This is a genomic window from Collinsella sp. AF18-8LB (assembly GCF_003459795.1).
In the GTDB taxonomy this organism is placed as follows: Bacteria; Actinomycetota; Coriobacteriia; order Coriobacteriales; family Coriobacteriaceae; genus Collinsella.
The window spans coordinates 93,013-108,761 of sequence record NZ_QRWU01000002.1 but is presented as its reverse complement, the minus strand read 5'-3'; the positions used below and the strand labels follow the sequence as shown (position 1 = coordinate 108,761).

The following is a 15,749-nucleotide window of genomic DNA, read 5'->3' as shown; positions in this document are numbered from 1 at the left end:
AGAATAGAAAAGACTATGCTCGTTTTGGCAGATAGGAGCGCAAGGATGGCGATCACGCCCGCAGAAATCGCGGAAACCCGCGGCATGGTTGAGGAGCAGAACCTCGACATCAGGACCATCACCATGGGTGTTTCGCTCATGGGTTGCGGTGACGAGAACCTCGACCGCATGTGCACGAAGATCTACGACCACGTGACGCACACGGCTGAACATCTGGTCGAGACCGCCGAGAACCTCGAGCGCGAGTACGGTATCCCCATCGTCAACAAGCGCGTTTCCGTCACCCCGGTGGCGCAGATCGCCGCGTGCTGCAAGGATGAGGACCTCACCCCCATCGCGCATGCCCTCGACCGCGCGGCAGAGACGCTCGGCATCGATTACCTGGGCGGCTTCTCCGCACTCGTCCAGAAGGGCATCGGCGACGCCGACCGCCGCGTCATCCAGTCAATCCCCCAGGCGCTCGCTACCACCAGCCGCGTCTGCTCCAGCGTCAACGTCGCTAGCCTGCGCGCCGGTATCAACATGGATGCCGTGCTCATGGCCGCCCAGACCATCATCGACGCCGCCAAGCTCACGGCCGACCAGGATTCCGTTGGCGCCTCCAAGTTTGTCTGCTTTGCCAACATGGTCGAGGACTCCCCGTTTATGGCGGGCGCCGTCCACGGCGGTGGCGAGGCCGACGCCGTCATCAACGTAGGCGTCTCGGGCCCCGGCGTTATGGCCGCAGCCTTGGAGACGCTGCCCGATTCCGCATCGATGATGGAGGTCGCCGAGAAGATTAAGCAGACCGCCTTTAAGATCACCCGCGCCGGCGAGCTCATGAGCCGCGAGGCCGCCCATCGTCTGGGTGTCGAGAAAGGCATTGTCGACCTGTCGCTGGCTCCCACGCCTGCCATCGGCGACTCCGTTGCGCGCATCCTCGAGATCATCGGCGTGGGCACCTGCGGTGGCCCGGGCACGACCTGCGCCCTCGCCATGCTCAATGATGCCGTCAAGAAGGGCGGCGTCATGGCCAGCTCCAGCGTGGGTGGTCTCTCCGGCGCTTTCATCCCCGTGTCCGAGGATGCCGGCATGATCGCCGCCGTCGAGGCCGGTGCGCTTTCGCTCGAGAAGCTCGAGGCCATGACCTGCGTGTGCTCCGTCGGCCTGGACATGATCGCTATCCCCGGCGACACCCCGGTCGAGACCATCGCCGGCATCATCGCCGACGAGATGGCCATCGGCGTCATCAACAACAAGACCACGGCCGTCCGCGTGATTCCCGCCATTGGCAAGGGCGTGGGCGACTGCGTCGAGTACGGCGGCCTGTTCGGCCGTGCACCCATCATGCCGGTGAACCCCAACGCCGGCACCGTGCTTGCCCATCGCGGTGGACGCTTCCCGGCACCGCTGAACTCGCTCAAGAACTAGCTGAGGGGTTCGGGCGAGGAGCCCCGGGGAGGGCAAATATATAAGGTCGCCTGCTCGAACAGTCCTGACTCGCACGGAGAGCACATTAAGTGCTCTCCGGCTCGTGCGGAACTCGCGATCGACCTTATATATTTGCCCTCCCCGGGGCTCCCGCACAACGGGACCTCAGTTGGGTTCTATCCCGGTTGCAGTTGCTTCGCTCCTGCACCACTAGGCTGGTACGGCGGCTTGGCAGTGGAACGGTTCTTTTTCTGATATATGCTGGTTGCGGCTCTTCTTTTGGGAGGAGTCGCTTTTTTGTTGCTAGGAGGTTGGCCCGTGGTTGATGGGGAGAATCGTTCTGAGCTGCTTTCTGCGGATTGGAATGGCGAATGGATGCGCCTGCAAGTTGATCGGCGGCGGGCTGATGATTCTTTTGAGTGGGATAAGCGGGCTCGGCATTTTCGTCCGCTGGAGACTGCCCCGTATGCTCGGAATTTTATGAAGCTGTTGGCGTTAAAGCCTAGTGAATCCGCACTGGATATGGGATGTGGGGCTGGGTCGATTGCTATTCCGCTTGCTCAGGCTGGGCATCCTGTGATTGCGGCTGATTTCTCCCCTGCTATGTTGGGCACGCTTGATGCTGGCATTGAGTACTATGGGCTCGAGAATCGCATTACGCCGCTTGAGCTTGCTTGGGATGATGATTGGGATTTGGTTGGACCGGTCGCAAAGGCGGTGGATGTTGCCTTTGCCAGTCGGTCGGTTACGACGACTAATCTAAAAGGTGCGCTTGCCAAGCTTGATCGTACGGCTCGTCGGCGTTGTGCCGTCACGATGGTCGCCAACTCCAGCCCGCGCTATGATCTGCACCTGATGAACGCCATCGGCGCCTCCGTTACCTGCAGCAATGGCTTTGTGTATGCCTTTAATATCCTTATTCAGATGGGTGCGCTGCCGCAGGTCACGTACTTTGAATCGCATCGTCGCGATACCTTCGACAGCCTTGAAGCAGGTGTGGCGGATTTTTCCCGTATGCTCGATCATGTCCGCAAGGTTCGTTGGGCGTTTATTGCATGGGAGCCGGTCTCTGCGCCCAGCTCATAGCCTGTTCGCAGCCCGCACCGCCCACTCACTCGGCATCCGCATTCTTTGCGAACTGGGCAAACGCACTCCACACCGCGCCGTTCCTGCGCTATCGTGGGACAGATCACGTAGATTTAGGCCCCGTCGCGGGGCGCCCCATACATAGAAAGCGAGAACCCATGGCACTGACAGGAGCCCAGGTCAAGCAGCTTCGCAGCATGGCCCATCACCTCAACCCCGCCATCATCATCGGCAAGTCCGATGTCAACGAGGGCACCGTCGAGCAGACGGTCGCCTACCTGGAGAAGCACGAGCTCGTTAAGTGCTCCGTGCTGGACGGCTCCAGTCTTTCCGCCCGCGAGGCCGCCGAAGAGCTCGCTGAGCGCTGCCACGCCGAGGTCGTCCAGGTCATCGGCCGCAAGTTCTCGCTGTATCGAGAGTCCTCGCGCAAGGATATCGAGAAGATCAAGCTCGTCTAAGAGCCAATGATCCGGCGAGCCAACACATAGCAAGCTTACGGGCGCCCAAGTACTTCGGGCGCCCGTTTTTTTATCGCTCGACCAGCACGCGGTTGAGCCGACCCTCCACCAAGCGCTCATATAGACGCCGCGTCTCGGGCTCGGGTACGCCATTGACCTGCTCCCTCAGATGGTGCATATGCCCGCTGTACAGCTCGACGATATCGCGCCTCCGCCCCGCCGCACTGTAGACACGCATGGCACAGCGCACCATATCCTCACGCGCCGTTTCCTGCCGAAGCCCCGACTCCGCCAGCCAAATCGCCGACTGCAGATCGTTTTCTTCTAGAGATGCATTTGCTCCCTTAATCATGCAATCGATGTACTTTGACTGCATAATGCGTCGCATACGCAAAAAGTAGGTGGGATTACAGCCATTGGGAACATACAGCGGTCCGGCATAAAGCTGCTCAATCTTAAGGCACAGCTCAACTAAATGGGGCCCGCGCGCACCCGTACGATTTCCCAAAACCTCACGGCTTATCTGGTCAAACAGCCGCACATCGGTCTTGACGTAGTCGCCGTTGAGTCCGATGCATTCATTTTGGATGAGTACACACGACTTGCCATCCGGCGTCGGTCCCAAAGCCGACCGCAAGCGCGATATCGTCGAGTACAGGTTGTTACGGGCGCTATTAAACTCGGCATGGGGCCACAGCTCCATTGCCAGCGTCTCGCGGTCGACGAGCGCATCCATGCCCAGTGCAAGCCGCTCGGCAAGCGTCGCCGCCTTCTTGCGGCGCCACATTTTATCCGTGATGGGAAACCCGTCGCGCTCGGCGCGAAACGCACCAAACATGCGAATCTCGATATGGTCGATGGTATCAACGGCTTCAACCTCGCTGGCCTGGAACAGGCGCTCGCCCTCCCCTTCCAAATCGTCGCGCAGCGAGTACCGCGACAGCTCGCGCACGGGAAGCTTCTTGCGTATCCTGGCCGCCGGCTCGCCCAGACAATGCATGGCAAGGCGCGCAAAGAGCCGATACGATGGCTCTAGAATCCCCGCACGATTCATGGACATCCAGGCCGCAAGGTCGCTGTCTCGACCCGCACAGGCCAAATGCAGCGCCACCATCCAGGCCTCCGCTCCACCAACCTGCGTCTGGCTTATATCGAGTAACTCCGCTTCCTCGCGCACCGAAACCATCGAGGTGTTACGCAGATACGCCGCGCGCTCCAGCAGCAATGCGTTATCGCGCATGTACGCAATCGACTCCTCGGCAAGTTTGAGCACTTGGACCGCACGGAACTTTGCATTAACCGGCCGTCCCTCTGCCAGCGACTGCCAGCCTTCTAGCAACAGGCCAAACAGCTGAATCTGGTTGTCGCGCATGCGCACGGCAAAACGATCGAGCTCGTTGAACGCCGCGTCGTCGGTTACCGGCAAGCCGGAAAGGAGCCGCCGTGCCGCCAACACCATACGCACCCAGATAGCCATCGCCTTAAGCCCACGCACGTCGAGCGCCTCCCGCACCACCGTCATCTCGTCGTCGCGCTCGTCGGTTCCCGCGAACGACCCATCAAAGAGCTCCACCAGCATGCTATCGGCCCGTGTAACAATCCCCGCAATGTCGAGCTCACAGTCGTAGGCCTTGCTCGTTTTGAGCCGCTGTAGAACGCCGCCGTCATCTCCCCGCTCGGTCAGACAGCGCTTGACCTCGATATGCGCGGACAACATATCGAGTGCAGTATGGGATGTCTCGATTTCTGGCACGGCCAGGTTCGCAGGAAGCCCAAGCCCGTTGTCCCCATAGCAAACAGCCGTCAGTGTCTGGGCCACCCTCCATGAAACAGGGTCTATTTCGCAGGCCGCCCGTTCGCCCCCGCGCTCGATAACCGATGCCATATAGCGAGCGAGCTTTGTATTGGACACGCTGACCGCTGCCAGATATACGCCAAGCGCCTCGGCAGGCGTTGGCTCTGGAGCCGGATCGTCGACATCGATCGTGCCCAGCGCCGCTCGGCAGATATCGGCCCCGTGCCCCGTCAGAGCAAGATCGACCCCATACTGACCAGCAAGTTCAAGGACCGCATCACGGTCCAAAAAGGCGTCCGCTAGGCCCATCGCCGCATCGCATCGGCCCGCCTTAAGCAAAATCCGGGCCGCCCTCGGAACAAGTTCGGGGCGAACCTCGGCCACCAACTTACGCAAACGCAAGCGTCCGTTATCCTCCGTACCCAGACACGTAAAACTCCGCTCGGCGGGGTCCAAGCCAAAGATCGGGTAGTCGCGTACAAAGTAGGACTGGTCGACCATCGACAGCCTCACCCCACAAGCCTCGAGTTCTGCGATATTGCCCTCGCCCATCAAAATCATGAGACATGCCACGCAAAACAGCGCATTATTGTCGAGCGAAGCCAGATCGGCAAGTGCCGCGCCATATACGTTGACAATCTCGTTTTCGAGCAGACCGGCTACGTCGCCTTGGCCATACAGACCCGTCTGCAATGCCGAAACAAGCTCGGGCACGCCCTGCGTGAGCTGATAAAAGTCGAGCGACGTGCTGATCGAAAACGCCGATGCCCACGCCGAATACTCATAGGCATGCACCTTGAGCATCTGCGCATTGATCTTAACCGAATCGCCCAGCCCGTGAATCAGCTGACGATTTGAAGGACGGCAGGAGATAAAGACCCCTACCCCCATAGCGCGCAGGCCGCGAATCCTGTCGATGAGGTCTTCGGTATCGTGCTGATCGAGGTTTGGCACATTATCGATTGCGATAAGGGAGTGCGGTTTGTCTTTGAGTTCTTCGGTAACCACCTCGAGCTGCATAAACACCTCGCGCCCAATGGCGCGATCGGCCTCGATAATCCGCACGGGGCCTCGCGTCGGGTCGCATTTAACCTCATGGGTGTACTGCAGCAGCACCGAGGTCTTCCCAAACCCGTCGGGCGCATAAAGAACCACGATTCCGGCCTTTCGGCCCTTGGCTATAAGCTCATTCATCAAGCGTTCGCGGCGCACCATATAGCCTCCGCCCAGCGGCATCAGCTCGAGGTCGTCTATACTGCTCAAATCGTTTACCATGCCCACTCCTCAACTCGACCGTATGGACACTGTAACCGCAAGACCATACAGGCCGCGCTATGAATAGAGCGACCTTGTGCTTTAGGTTGTCTTTTGGTACGCAAGCGGCAAGTTTTTGTACAGCAAGGGCAGATTGTTATTAATCCCCCGACTAATCGGTCTTTAAGCAGGTAAATGAGCTTGTCAGCTTGTCCCATCTAAGCGGCAGTGTAACGTAAATGAACAAGGTTCAGCCATGTCATTCAACTCGCCTAGCACCCGCTACCGTCTACGACCTTTTAGTGGCATTTTTGCATAGAATATGGTATGGGATGAATCAAGCTGTTGGGCATCCAGCATTCGTCAAGCTTGCGGCAAGATCTTGGTCAAGTGGGCGGAAAGGGATAGCAAAAAGGCCCCCGCAATGCGGAGGCCTTAGGCAAGGCTATGTCGAGGTGCAGGATTCGCGCTACTCGCAGAGCGAAAGGGCGGCCTCGTCGGCAACGACAACGCAGTTGGTGTGCAGCTGTAGGATCGAAGCCGGGCACTCGGGCGTAACCGGGCCATAGCACATGTCATGCACGGCCTGAGCCTTGGCCTCGCCGTTGGCGACGACCAGGATCATGCGGGCATACATGATGGTCTGGGTACCCATGGTGTAGGCCTGACGAGGGACATCGTCGATGCTGTCGAACAGACGGCTGTTGGCCTGAATGGTGCTCTCGGTGAGATCGACGCAGTGCGTGCCCTTGGAGAAGTGGTCGTCGGGCTCGTTGAAGCCGATATGACCGTTGTTACCAATGCCGAGCAGCTGCAGATCGGGATAACCGGCGGCAGCGACGACCTTGTCGTACTCAGAGCAGGCAGCGGCGGCATCGGGGTTGGAACCGTCGGGCACATGCGTGTTGTTCAGGTCGATGTTGATGTGATCGAAGAAGTTCTTACGCATAAAGTAGTGATAGCTCTGGGGATCGTCGTGCGAAAGGCCGCGATACTCGTCCAGGTTGTAGGTGCTGACCTCGGCAAAGTCGACGTCGCCCTTCTTGTACCAAGCAGCGAGCTGCTTGTAGGCACCGATCGGGGTAGAGCCGGTGGCAAGGCCCAGCACACAGTCGGGCTTGAGGATAACCTGCGCCGAGATAATATTGGCGGCCTTGCGGCTCATATCCTCGTAGTCTTTAGCTTTAATGATCTTCATTACGCATCCTTTCTCGTACAAGAGAGGCAAGGCTCCCCTTACAAGCACTTGCCCGCGGCCCGCGTCGGCCGCAACCAACGTGTGCGGCCACCAGGGCGAGGTCGCGTAATGTATGTGTCTCGTGTCTAGCCGCGTCGAGGCCCCTGCCCGTCCACGGTGACCCGAAGCCTTTTAGCTTCGGACAAATCCCATCTTGCCACGGAGGGCGCCCTCTTTCAAGGGCCCCCTCCGTAAACGTGTTTGAATTGTAGGCTAATGGCCACGTGCACTTGCTAGCGCTCGCGAGCAACGATGAGCTGGTCCATCTCTTCGACATGCACGCCAACGGAGCCCTTGATGCTCGAGAACTCAACGGAGTTGCACACCAAGATGGGAACCGTCACATCGTAGCCCTCGGCAGCAATTGCCTCGCGATCAAACTCAATGAGCACATCGCCCTTATGGACGATGTCACCCACTTGCGCATGTACGGTAAAGTACTTGCCCTCGAGCTGAACAGTGTCCAAACCAACGTGGATGAGCACGTCCAGGCCATCGACCGTGTTAAGCGCAACGGCGTGCCCCGTGGGAAAAATGGCCTCGACCTTGGCATCAGCCGGTGCAATCACACGCGTTCCGGTGGGCTGAATCGCCACGCCCTGGCCCAAAAGACCGGTGGCAAACGTCTGGTCGTTTACCTCGGAGAGCGGAATGACGTCGCCCGAGATGGGAGCATCCAGCGTAAGGACTCGACCACGCATACCAAAAGACCTTAGGACTTTAGTGAACATGCTCCCCCTCGGACATACCAATCAATCAAATAACCTTAACAGTTTACCACTTGGCACCCATTTTTGACCATTAGGGAAGTTCGCGCTTGACAACCTCGACGATGTCGTCGACAACGCGCTGGGTCAGCTCGTGCGTCTCGGCCTCGGCCATCACGCGGACCAGTGGCTCGGTACCGCTCGGACGCACCAGAATGCGGCCGCGGCCGTCAAGCTCCTTCTCGGCAGCAGCGACGGCATCCCAGATGGGCTGGCAATCGTCCAGACCAGCCTTGTTGTCGGAATGCACGTTAACGAGTACCTGCGGGTACTTCTTCATGATGCCGGCAAGATCGGTGAGGGTACGACCGGTGCGCTTGAGCACGGCCAGCAGCTGCAGAGCCGTCACCAGGCCGTCACCGGTGGTGTTGTGCTCCAGGAAGATGATGTGGCCGGACTGTTCGCCGCCGATGACGGCGCCGTCCGCGAGCATGCGCTCCAGAACGTAGCGGTCGCCCACGGCAGTCTGAACCATCTCGAAGCCTTGCTCCTTCATAGCGATGGAGAAGCCAAGGTTGCACATGACGGTCGAGACGATCTCGGAGTTGGCGAGCTTGCCGCGAGCGGCGAGGTCAGAACCGCAGATAGCCAGGATGTAGTCACCGTCGATCTCATTGCCCTCGCTGTCCACGAACAGTACGCGGTCGGCGTCGCCGTCGTGGGCCAGACCGATGTCAGCATGGGTGCGCAGTACGAGCTCGCGCAGGGGCTCGAGGTGAGTGGAGCCGCACTCAACGTTAATGTCAGTGCCGCAGTAATCGGTGTTGATGGCATGGACCGTGGCACCCAAGCGCTGCAGAGCGGCGGGCGTAGTCTGGCAGGAAGCACCGTGACCGCAGTCGACGGCAACGACCAGGCCGTCGAGCCTCAGGCCATCAAGCGTATCGATGGCGTGGTCGACGTATGCCTTGCGGGCATCCTTCATCTTAATGATGTGGCCCACGCCGGCACCGGTCGGCAGCGTGTCGGCAGCCATGGCTTCTTCGGACATGACCCAGGCGCTGATCTCTTCCTCGACAGCATCGGGAAGCTTCATGCCCTTGCGGCTAAAAAACTTGATGCCGTTGAACTCCGGCGGATTATGCGAAGCAGAGATGACGATGCCGCCGTCGAGCTCGTTCTGAACGGTGAGCAGGGCCACGGCCGGCGTGGGGATGACGCCGCAGCAGTGCGGACGGCCGCCCTCGGCCATGATGCCGGCGGTCAGAGCGCTCTCGAGCATGGTGCCCGAAAGACGCGTGTCGCGGCCGACACAGATATCCGGACCAAGGAACTTGGTCGCCGCGCGGCCCAGGCGAAACGCGAGGTCGCACGAGAGGCCGGCATTGGCGACGCCACGGACGCCGTCGGTACCGAAGATGTTCTGGGGCATAGGATCGCTCCTTCCCTAGCAGGCGATATGCAACCGCCCACCCTAGTCGAAAAAGAAAAGCGGGACCCGCCGAGGAATCGGCAGGCCCCGCTTGTACATTGTATCTCGAAAGGAGATAAAACCTTAGCGCTTGGAGAACTGGGGAGCGCGGCGGGCCTTCTTGAGGCCGTACTTCTTGCGCTCGACCACGCGAGCATCGCGCGTAAGGAAACCGGCCTTCTTGAGATCAGCACGGTAGTCGCCAGCGTTCAGAAGAGCGCGAGCAATACCCAGGCGCAGAGCGCCAGACTGACCGGAGATGCCGCCGCCATCGCACAGAGCGATAACGTCGAACTGACCGGCGGTGTCGGTCACCTTGAAGGGAGCAAGGGCGTTCTCAACGAGCTGATGACGGCCGAAATACTGCTCGGCGTCACGCTTGTTGATGGTCACCTTGCCGGTGCCGGGGACGAGACGGACGCGGGCGACGGCGTTCTTACGACGGCCGGTACCCTGGTAGACAACGGTGTTCTCAGCCATCTTTAAGCCTCCAGCTCAATCTTCGTGGGGTTCTGGGCAGCGTGCGGATGCTCGGCACCAGCGTAGACCTTAAGCTTGGTCATCTGGGCACGGCCGAGGGTGGTCTTGGGCAGCATGCCGCGAACAGCGCGCTCGATGACCTTCTCCGGGTGCTTCTCCATAGCCTGGCGGAAGCTCTCAGCCTTAAGGCCGCCGTTGTAGCCGCTGTGGCGATAATAGGTCTTCGTGTCGGCCTTGTTACCGGTAAGCTGGACCTTATCGGCGTTGATGACGACAACGAAGTCGCCGCAGTCGCTGTTGGGCGTGAACTGAGGCTTGTTCTTACCGCGCAAGATCATTGCGATCTGGGTGGCAAGACGGCCCAGGACAGCACCATCGGCGTCGACGAGAACCCAGTTGCGCTGGACCTCGCCCTGCTTGGCGTAGTGAGTCGATTTCGAAATCACTTAGACTCCTCCATGTACAGTACGTGTTGTTACAGAGATTCACGGGGCTCTGCAAGTAACCCGTCCATATTACCCCGCTCGCCGTACGAGTCAACAGGTATTTTGGCTCCGACCAGAGTTTCTGCACATGTCGTCCATGGGTCATGACGTCGCGACACTAGCGCTCGACAAACGCCTCGATATCTCCCAGCAAGCGCTTTGCCTCCTGGCGGCCCTGAATATACAGGTCGAGGAGCTTTGCCGGATCGTGCTCAACATGGCCGACCTCGACCGGCTTTTGCGGAGCAACGACCAGCGCACGGCCCTCACGCTCATACTGCCACAGATGCATGCGCTGGATGTTATAGCGGTCGTGGCGCGTCTCGATAGCCTCAAGCAGATAGGGGTAGTCGGCATAGCGGGCTCGTGCGGCGGGCATAAACTCGTAGGGCTTTTTCTCGTACGAGCGGTCCTGCGTGACAATGACGACCGCGCGATCGAAGCCTGCCTCCTCCAGCACGTGCTCGATGGGGACCGAATCGGCTACGCCACCGTCGACGTATTTGTGCCCGTCAATCTCGACCGGCGGCGTCACCAGCGGCAGCGACGTCGATGCGCGCACGGCGTCGAGGTCGAGCACGGCGCTTTTGACCGACAGGTACGCGGCGGTTCCAAAGAGCATGTCCGTCGCGACGGCGTACATCTCGATGGGGCTCGCGTCGAACGTCTCGCTGTCAAAGGGATCCAGGCGGTCCTGGACATCGTTGAAGATAAAGTCGTAGCCGACGATGGAGCCCGTGGACGCAAACGATGCGGCGCCCATGAAGCGGTTGTCGTTGCAGAAAGCCAGGTTGATGCGGTTAGCACGGCCGATCTGGTGCGACTTGTAGTTCACGCCGTTGAGGGCGCCGGCCGATACGCCATATACCGCCGGAATCTCGACGCCGGCCTCCATGAGAACGTCGAGCGCGCCCGCGGTAAACTGCCCGCGAAAACTACCGCCCTCCAGGACGAGCGCGACCCTGCCGGCGTTCTTTGCTTTATCTTCTGCAGTCATGTTGACCTCCTGCTGTTTCGTTTTGGCCTTCTTCTACCCAGTTTTGGGATGGAGGGCGTGTAGGTTTTGGAGTTGAGGAGGGCGGGGCGGCTGGCGGAAAGCACGTCTCACTCTGCGTTGCTGCGGGGCACGGCAGGCTGCAGCGCGATCGGCATCGCGTCTATATCTAGTCGAGGCATTGCGCGGAGAATCCGCGTATTTGCTTCGCAAATCCGCACCGGCTTCGGCCGCCTGCCGGCGTCCTCGCCCGCGGGCTAAAAACGCTCACGCGTTTTCTTTACGCCCGCGCCCTGCATAGAGTTCGATTCTCCGCGGTTTGGGGGGATCCGTTGATGCTGGGCGAGGCCAGCTGAGATTCGATAAACATCGCATCCATTTTGAGTCGGAAGTTTGCGCGGAGAATCCGCGTATTTGCTTCGCAAATCCGCACCGGCTTCGGCCGCCTGCCGGCGTCCTCGCCCGCGGGCTAAAAACGCTCACGCGTTTTCTTTACGCCCGCGCCCTGCATAGAGTTCGATTCTCCGCGGTACGGGCTGGAAATAAAAAGGCAGGTAGATACGAATATCTACCTGCCTATTACTTGTGGTGGAGGCGCGGAGAATCGAACTCCGGTCCACGAAAGCCCCCTGATTGGCATCTCCAAGCTCAGTCGCTGGTTTTGTCTCGGACGCTTTGCGCGCAGCGACACGCTCGCGGCGTCCTAACCGGTTCGGTCTTAGCCTGCGCCATACCGATTACGTGCGCAGGAGCATTCCCCTAAAATGACGTCGCGCCGGTGTCGGGGAAATCACCGGGTTGACGCGCCGCTATAAACTAAGCAGCGAGAGCCATAGGCTCAAAAGAAGAGTTGTTGTCAATTCAATTTGACGGTACCCCTGTTTAACGAGGCGAGGAGACCTCGGCTTGCTTCCTCTCTCAGAGCTATCGTGTCGAAACCAGTCGCCCCCGAATGTCGGTAAAGTCTGGATGGCATTGGGCACGAGTACCCAACAGCCGTCGACTTTTCAAGGAACATACGGGGCGAGCCCCGCTTGTGAAGTGCTATGTTACCACGTTCTCAAGGAAGACAGATGTTCTATCCACGAGCTGTGAAGACCCCAATGTGCGCTGTACTTCGCACTTTTGCTACCGATCGCGTCACGTATATTTTCGCCAAGCACAATTGACCCGTCGAAAGGACCGTTATGGATACCAAGCAGCAACTCGTCAATGCCCTCGCAGGCCTGGGCTCAACCATTACCGAAGCTATGGATGTCATCGAGGGCTTTGTCCCCTGCGGACATCCCGCCCTCACGGTATCGAACGCACTCGTCGCGCTGGACGCTGACGATGATGCAGCTCTCGCCCAGCAGCTTGAGACCGTCGAGGACTTTATCGACCACGTGAGTGAGAACCGCGGCGTGGCCGCCTACCACGGCATCGAAGTCGAGCTCGCGGGTCCCAAGGCTGATCTGCTCGCAGCAATCCGCGAGGTAGGCGCCCTCATGCAAACCGCAGGCGTCAAGAACACCCAGGTCAACGAGTGGGTCTATCGCAGTCTGGCAGTACTCGACAGCTCCGACGAAAAGGCAGCCGAGCAGCTCGCAGAAAGTCCCGCCATTAAGGCCGAGCTTTTGTAAATAGCAGACGCGGGCCCCTTGGATCATCGTCGTCCAAGAGGCCCGCAAGCAGTTCGCGTCAACCGATAGCCGCGCCGCCGCGTTTGGCCAAAGCAAGAATCGGCATCATTTGACGAGGTGTCTTTGCTGCAAGATCGGCATGTTCGAGCAGTTTGCGATCGTTAGTTACCAAGTAATCAACCTGCGCGCGCTTGCATGCGGCGAGCACCAAGTTGTCCTCGTAATCGCGATGGAGCGTCAGATATTTGTTGGCCAGCCAAAGATCCGACGCATCTGCACCCACGGCCGTGGCGTTTTCGGTCATATTTCGAACAAACGCCAGCGCCGCATCGCCAATCGCGCGGGCAGAAGCCTCGTCGAGCGCTCCCCCGCTGGCAAGAACGCTACGCTTCAGCTCGTGTTGGACAACGTACAGCACGTCCTTAGCGATATGCACCGGAAAGAACAGCAACGCCCCCGTCTCCATCGCCCGCCCAATAAACGCACGCGCGGCAAGCGACTCGGCATGGTCGACGCAAAACGAATCAACCCATACGTTGGCATCCACCATTATTTTGAGGGGAGCCCCGCTCACACGATCATCCCCTTTTGGCGATAGCGCTCGTCCATGGCTTCCGAATAGATTGTGTCCCAATCGCGATCGTCGGATACGTGCGACGTAGCGATGCCCAGGTCCGCGTAAAGCTGATCCGCCGCCGCCCATGATGCGGCGAACGGAGTATCGGGCGCGACGGTCTGCCGCCGGTCGTCGACGGCCGCAAGCACTTCCTCGCACTGCCCGCCACCCTGCGCGACCTTGGCCACCACCTTTTTGATGAGCTCAGGCAGTGACCTGCCCGAAAGCTGCAGCGCTTCCTCGGCGCGCTCTTTAACCGAGCGATCTACGCGAACATTCACCTGCGCCATGCTGCCAACGGTAGCCATCTCAACCTCACCTTCAGAACTTACTAGCAGTGCTAGCACGATCATATATCTGAGCTAACATCTCGTCAAACAAAAGAAGGCCTGCACCCTGGCGGCTGCGATGCCGCCAGGGTGCAGGCCATATACTCAATCGAAAACGCTAACGCAGGTACGCCTTTGCGTTGCCCAGGCTGTAGGCGATCGTTGAGCCGTTGTGCAGCAGTGACGACGTCTGCGGAGTGATCCTGCCGATAATACCCAATGCCAACAGCGCCGAGTTGGTGAGCATCACCTTAGAATAGGAACTCGTCAGACGATCAATGAGGCCCTGGCTCATGCGGCGCAGGCGCACGAGTGCGGCGAGATCCGTGTCGGCCAGGATGATGTCGGCGACCTCCTTGGCAGTGTCGCTTCCACCGCCCATGGCCAGACCCACATCGGCCAGGCCCAGCGCCGGTGAGTCGTTGACGCCGTCGCCCACCATGGCAACGTGGCGCCCCTCGCGCTTAATCCGCTCCACATAGGCGTACTTGTCCTCGGGCAGCAGCTCGGCCTTAAACTCGTCGACACCCGCCTCGCGCGCAATGCGCTCGGCCGTGCGCTCGGAGTCGCCCGTAAGCATAACGACATGTTTGACGCCCAGCGCATGTAGGTCGGCGATGGCCTCACGGACCCCGAGCTTGAGCGGGTCCTCGATGCCGAGCACGCCGACGACCTTGCCGTCGACCGCCAGGTACAGCGGCGACAGGCCCTGCATCTGGGACTCAATGCGTTCCTTAATGTCGGAATCGAGCTGCGCACTCTCGTCCTCAAATACAAAGTGCGCGGAACCGATGATGGCGCGACGCCATTCGATGGACGAAGCGATGCCGTGCGCCACGATGTACTCGACGGCGGCATGGCGCTCGCGGTGTTCGAGCCCACGCTCGCGAGCAGCGTTGATGACTGCGCGCGCCACCGGATGCGGGAAATGCTCCTCCAGGCAGGCAGAAAGGCGCAGGACCTCATCCTCGCTCCAGCCGTCGGTCGTCAGCACGCAAGCCAGGCGCGGCTGCACCAGCTCATGAAGGGCAGCGCGCAAAAATGCGATGTAACCGGCCACGACAAACACCGCACGCAGAGGCGTCGGCAAGAACCAGCGGCGCGCGTAGTGGGCGCCGAAAAGTGTGGCAAAATCCATGACGAGCTTGTGCTTGCGTGGCTCAAGCTGCATCACGTAACCCGTCTTTGCGTCGGCAATGGCCTGGGCATCGAGCGCACCGACGGCGGCCAGCACGGCATCGCGGTGCGGCTCATCGTATTCGAGTGCCATCTGGCCGATGCGGCCATAAACGCGCACCTTGTGCACGCCGTCGATATCGCCGCTAAGCTTAAGAAGTGCATCGAGATCACTCTCTGGCACAGGACCCGCCAATTGAAGACGGGTCCTGCCGGGGATCTCGCTCATAATCGAGAATCTCATAGTTTGTGCCTGGGAGCGTTACTCGGCTGCCTCGTCAGCAGCGGCCTCGCTCTGGGTGATTTAGGCCGCCTCGGCAACCATGTCGTCGACATTAGCCTTGGCCTGCTCGATCATGTCCTGGTAGGCGTTCTTGATGCGCATGCCGCACGCGATACCCTGCACGCAGGCGTTCTTGACCGGAGCGCTGGTGAGCAGCTTGATGCCGTCCGTGCCGAGCAGAAAACCGCCACCAACAAGCAGGGTATTGAACGTCGACTTCTTCATGTTGCTTCTCCCTTTTGCCGCATTGGACGCGGCACGGTGCCTCAGCACCCGAGTAAACAAGTTTGCTTGAGAACACTTTTAGAAATAGTTTAGTTTATCTAACTATTAAGGTCAACAAAGG

The 15,749-nt window shown here is 59.7% G+C and carries 15 protein-coding genes and 1 other RNA gene; 4 read left to right on the top strand and 12 right to left on the bottom strand.

The window, feature by feature from the left end:
• Positions 1-45 precede the first annotated feature (45 nt).
• From DWX25_RS04145 to DWX25_RS04135, 3 genes are all read left to right on the top strand, one after another.
• Positions 46-1,410: a PFL family protein gene (locus tag DWX25_RS04145; RefSeq protein WP_035136908.1), complete on the top strand. Its 1,365-nt coding sequence runs from the start codon at positions 46-48 to the stop codon at positions 1,408-1,410.
• 318 nt (positions 1,411-1,728) lie between these two features.
• Positions 1,729-2,496 (top strand): methyltransferase domain-containing protein, encoded by a 768-nt coding sequence (locus tag DWX25_RS04140; RefSeq protein WP_233505607.1) that lies wholly within the window; start codon positions 1,729-1,731, stop codon positions 2,494-2,496.
• Between the two features lie 158 nt (positions 2,497-2,654).
• Positions 2,655-2,954: a YhbY family RNA-binding protein gene (locus DWX25_RS04135; protein ID WP_006234690.1), complete on the top strand. Its 300-nt coding sequence runs from the start codon at positions 2,655-2,657 to the stop codon at positions 2,952-2,954.
• A gap of 70 nt (positions 2,955-3,024) precedes the next feature.
• Here the strand turns inward: DWX25_RS04135 and DWX25_RS04130 are convergent, their stop codons facing one another.
• The 8 genes from DWX25_RS04130 to ssrA form a co-directional block, all read right to left on the bottom strand.
• Positions 3,025-6,024: a BTAD domain-containing putative transcriptional regulator gene (locus DWX25_RS04130; RefSeq protein ID WP_117794783.1), complete on the bottom strand. Its 3,000-nt coding sequence runs from the start codon at positions 6,022-6,024 to the stop codon at positions 3,025-3,027.
• A 448-nt stretch (positions 6,025-6,472) separates the two neighbouring features.
• The gene (gene nagB / locus DWX25_RS04125) at positions 6,473-7,201 is read right to left on the bottom strand and encodes a glucosamine-6-phosphate deaminase (RefSeq protein ID WP_117734640.1); all 729 of its coding nucleotides are present in this window, start codon (positions 7,199-7,201) and stop codon (positions 6,473-6,475) included.
• Positions 7,202-7,473: 272 nt separating this feature from the next.
• Positions 7,474-7,971 (bottom strand): PTS glucose transporter subunit IIA, encoded by a 498-nt coding sequence (locus tag DWX25_RS04120; protein WP_117798978.1) that lies wholly within the window; start codon positions 7,969-7,971, stop codon positions 7,474-7,476.
• Positions 7,972-8,041: 70 nt separating this feature from the next.
• Entirely contained in the window at positions 8,042-9,379 is a 1,338-nt protein-coding gene (gene glmM / locus DWX25_RS04115; protein ID WP_117734641.1) for a phosphoglucosamine mutase, read from the bottom strand.
• Positions 9,380-9,502: 123 nt separating this feature from the next.
• On the bottom strand, positions 9,503-9,898 hold the full coding sequence (rpsI, locus tag DWX25_RS04110; RefSeq protein WP_022094634.1) for a 30S ribosomal protein S9: 396 nt from the start codon (positions 9,896-9,898) through the stop codon (positions 9,503-9,505).
• Positions 9,899-9,900: 2 nt separating this feature from the next.
• Positions 9,901-10,344, bottom strand: a complete 444-nt coding sequence (gene rplM / locus DWX25_RS04105; protein ID WP_022094635.1) for a 50S ribosomal protein L13 — start codon at positions 10,342-10,344, stop codon at positions 9,901-9,903.
• A 157-nt stretch (positions 10,345-10,501) separates the two neighbouring features.
• On the bottom strand, positions 10,502-11,380 hold the full coding sequence (locus DWX25_RS04100; protein ID WP_117798979.1) for a patatin family protein: 879 nt from the start codon (positions 11,378-11,380) through the stop codon (positions 10,502-10,504).
• Positions 11,381-11,963: 583 nt separating this feature from the next.
• Positions 11,964-12,327, bottom strand: a transfer-messenger RNA (tmRNA) gene (gene ssrA / locus DWX25_RS04095).
• Between the two features lie 237 nt (positions 12,328-12,564).
• On the opposite strand from ssrA, the gene DWX25_RS04090 reads away from it, so the two are divergent.
• Positions 12,565-12,999, top strand: a complete 435-nt coding sequence (locus DWX25_RS04090) for a hypothetical protein (RefSeq protein WP_117793970.1) — start codon at positions 12,565-12,567, stop codon at positions 12,997-12,999.
• A gap of 58 nt (positions 13,000-13,057) precedes the next feature.
• Here the strand turns inward: DWX25_RS04090 and DWX25_RS04085 are convergent, their stop codons facing one another.
• The 4 genes from DWX25_RS04085 to DWX25_RS04075 form a co-directional block, all read right to left on the bottom strand.
• Positions 13,058-13,573, bottom strand: a complete 516-nt coding sequence (locus DWX25_RS04085; RefSeq protein ID WP_158550205.1) for a PIN domain-containing protein — start codon at positions 13,571-13,573, stop codon at positions 13,058-13,060.
• On the bottom strand, positions 13,570-13,923 hold the full coding sequence (locus DWX25_RS09445; RefSeq protein WP_158550206.1) for a hypothetical protein: 354 nt from the start codon (positions 13,921-13,923) through the stop codon (positions 13,570-13,572). The genes DWX25_RS04085 and DWX25_RS09445 overlap by 4 nt, the downstream gene beginning before the upstream one ends.
• Positions 13,924-14,062: 139 nt before the next feature.
• On the bottom strand, positions 14,063-15,304 hold the full coding sequence (locus DWX25_RS04080) for an HAD-IC family P-type ATPase (protein WP_233505220.1): 1,242 nt from the start codon (positions 15,302-15,304) through the stop codon (positions 14,063-14,065).
• A 120-nt stretch (positions 15,305-15,424) separates the two neighbouring features.
• A complete protein-coding gene (locus DWX25_RS04075; protein ID WP_117763616.1) occupies positions 15,425-15,628 on the bottom strand; it encodes a DUF1490 family protein in 204 nt (67 codons plus the stop codon).
• Positions 15,629-15,749: the final 121 nt, after the last annotated feature.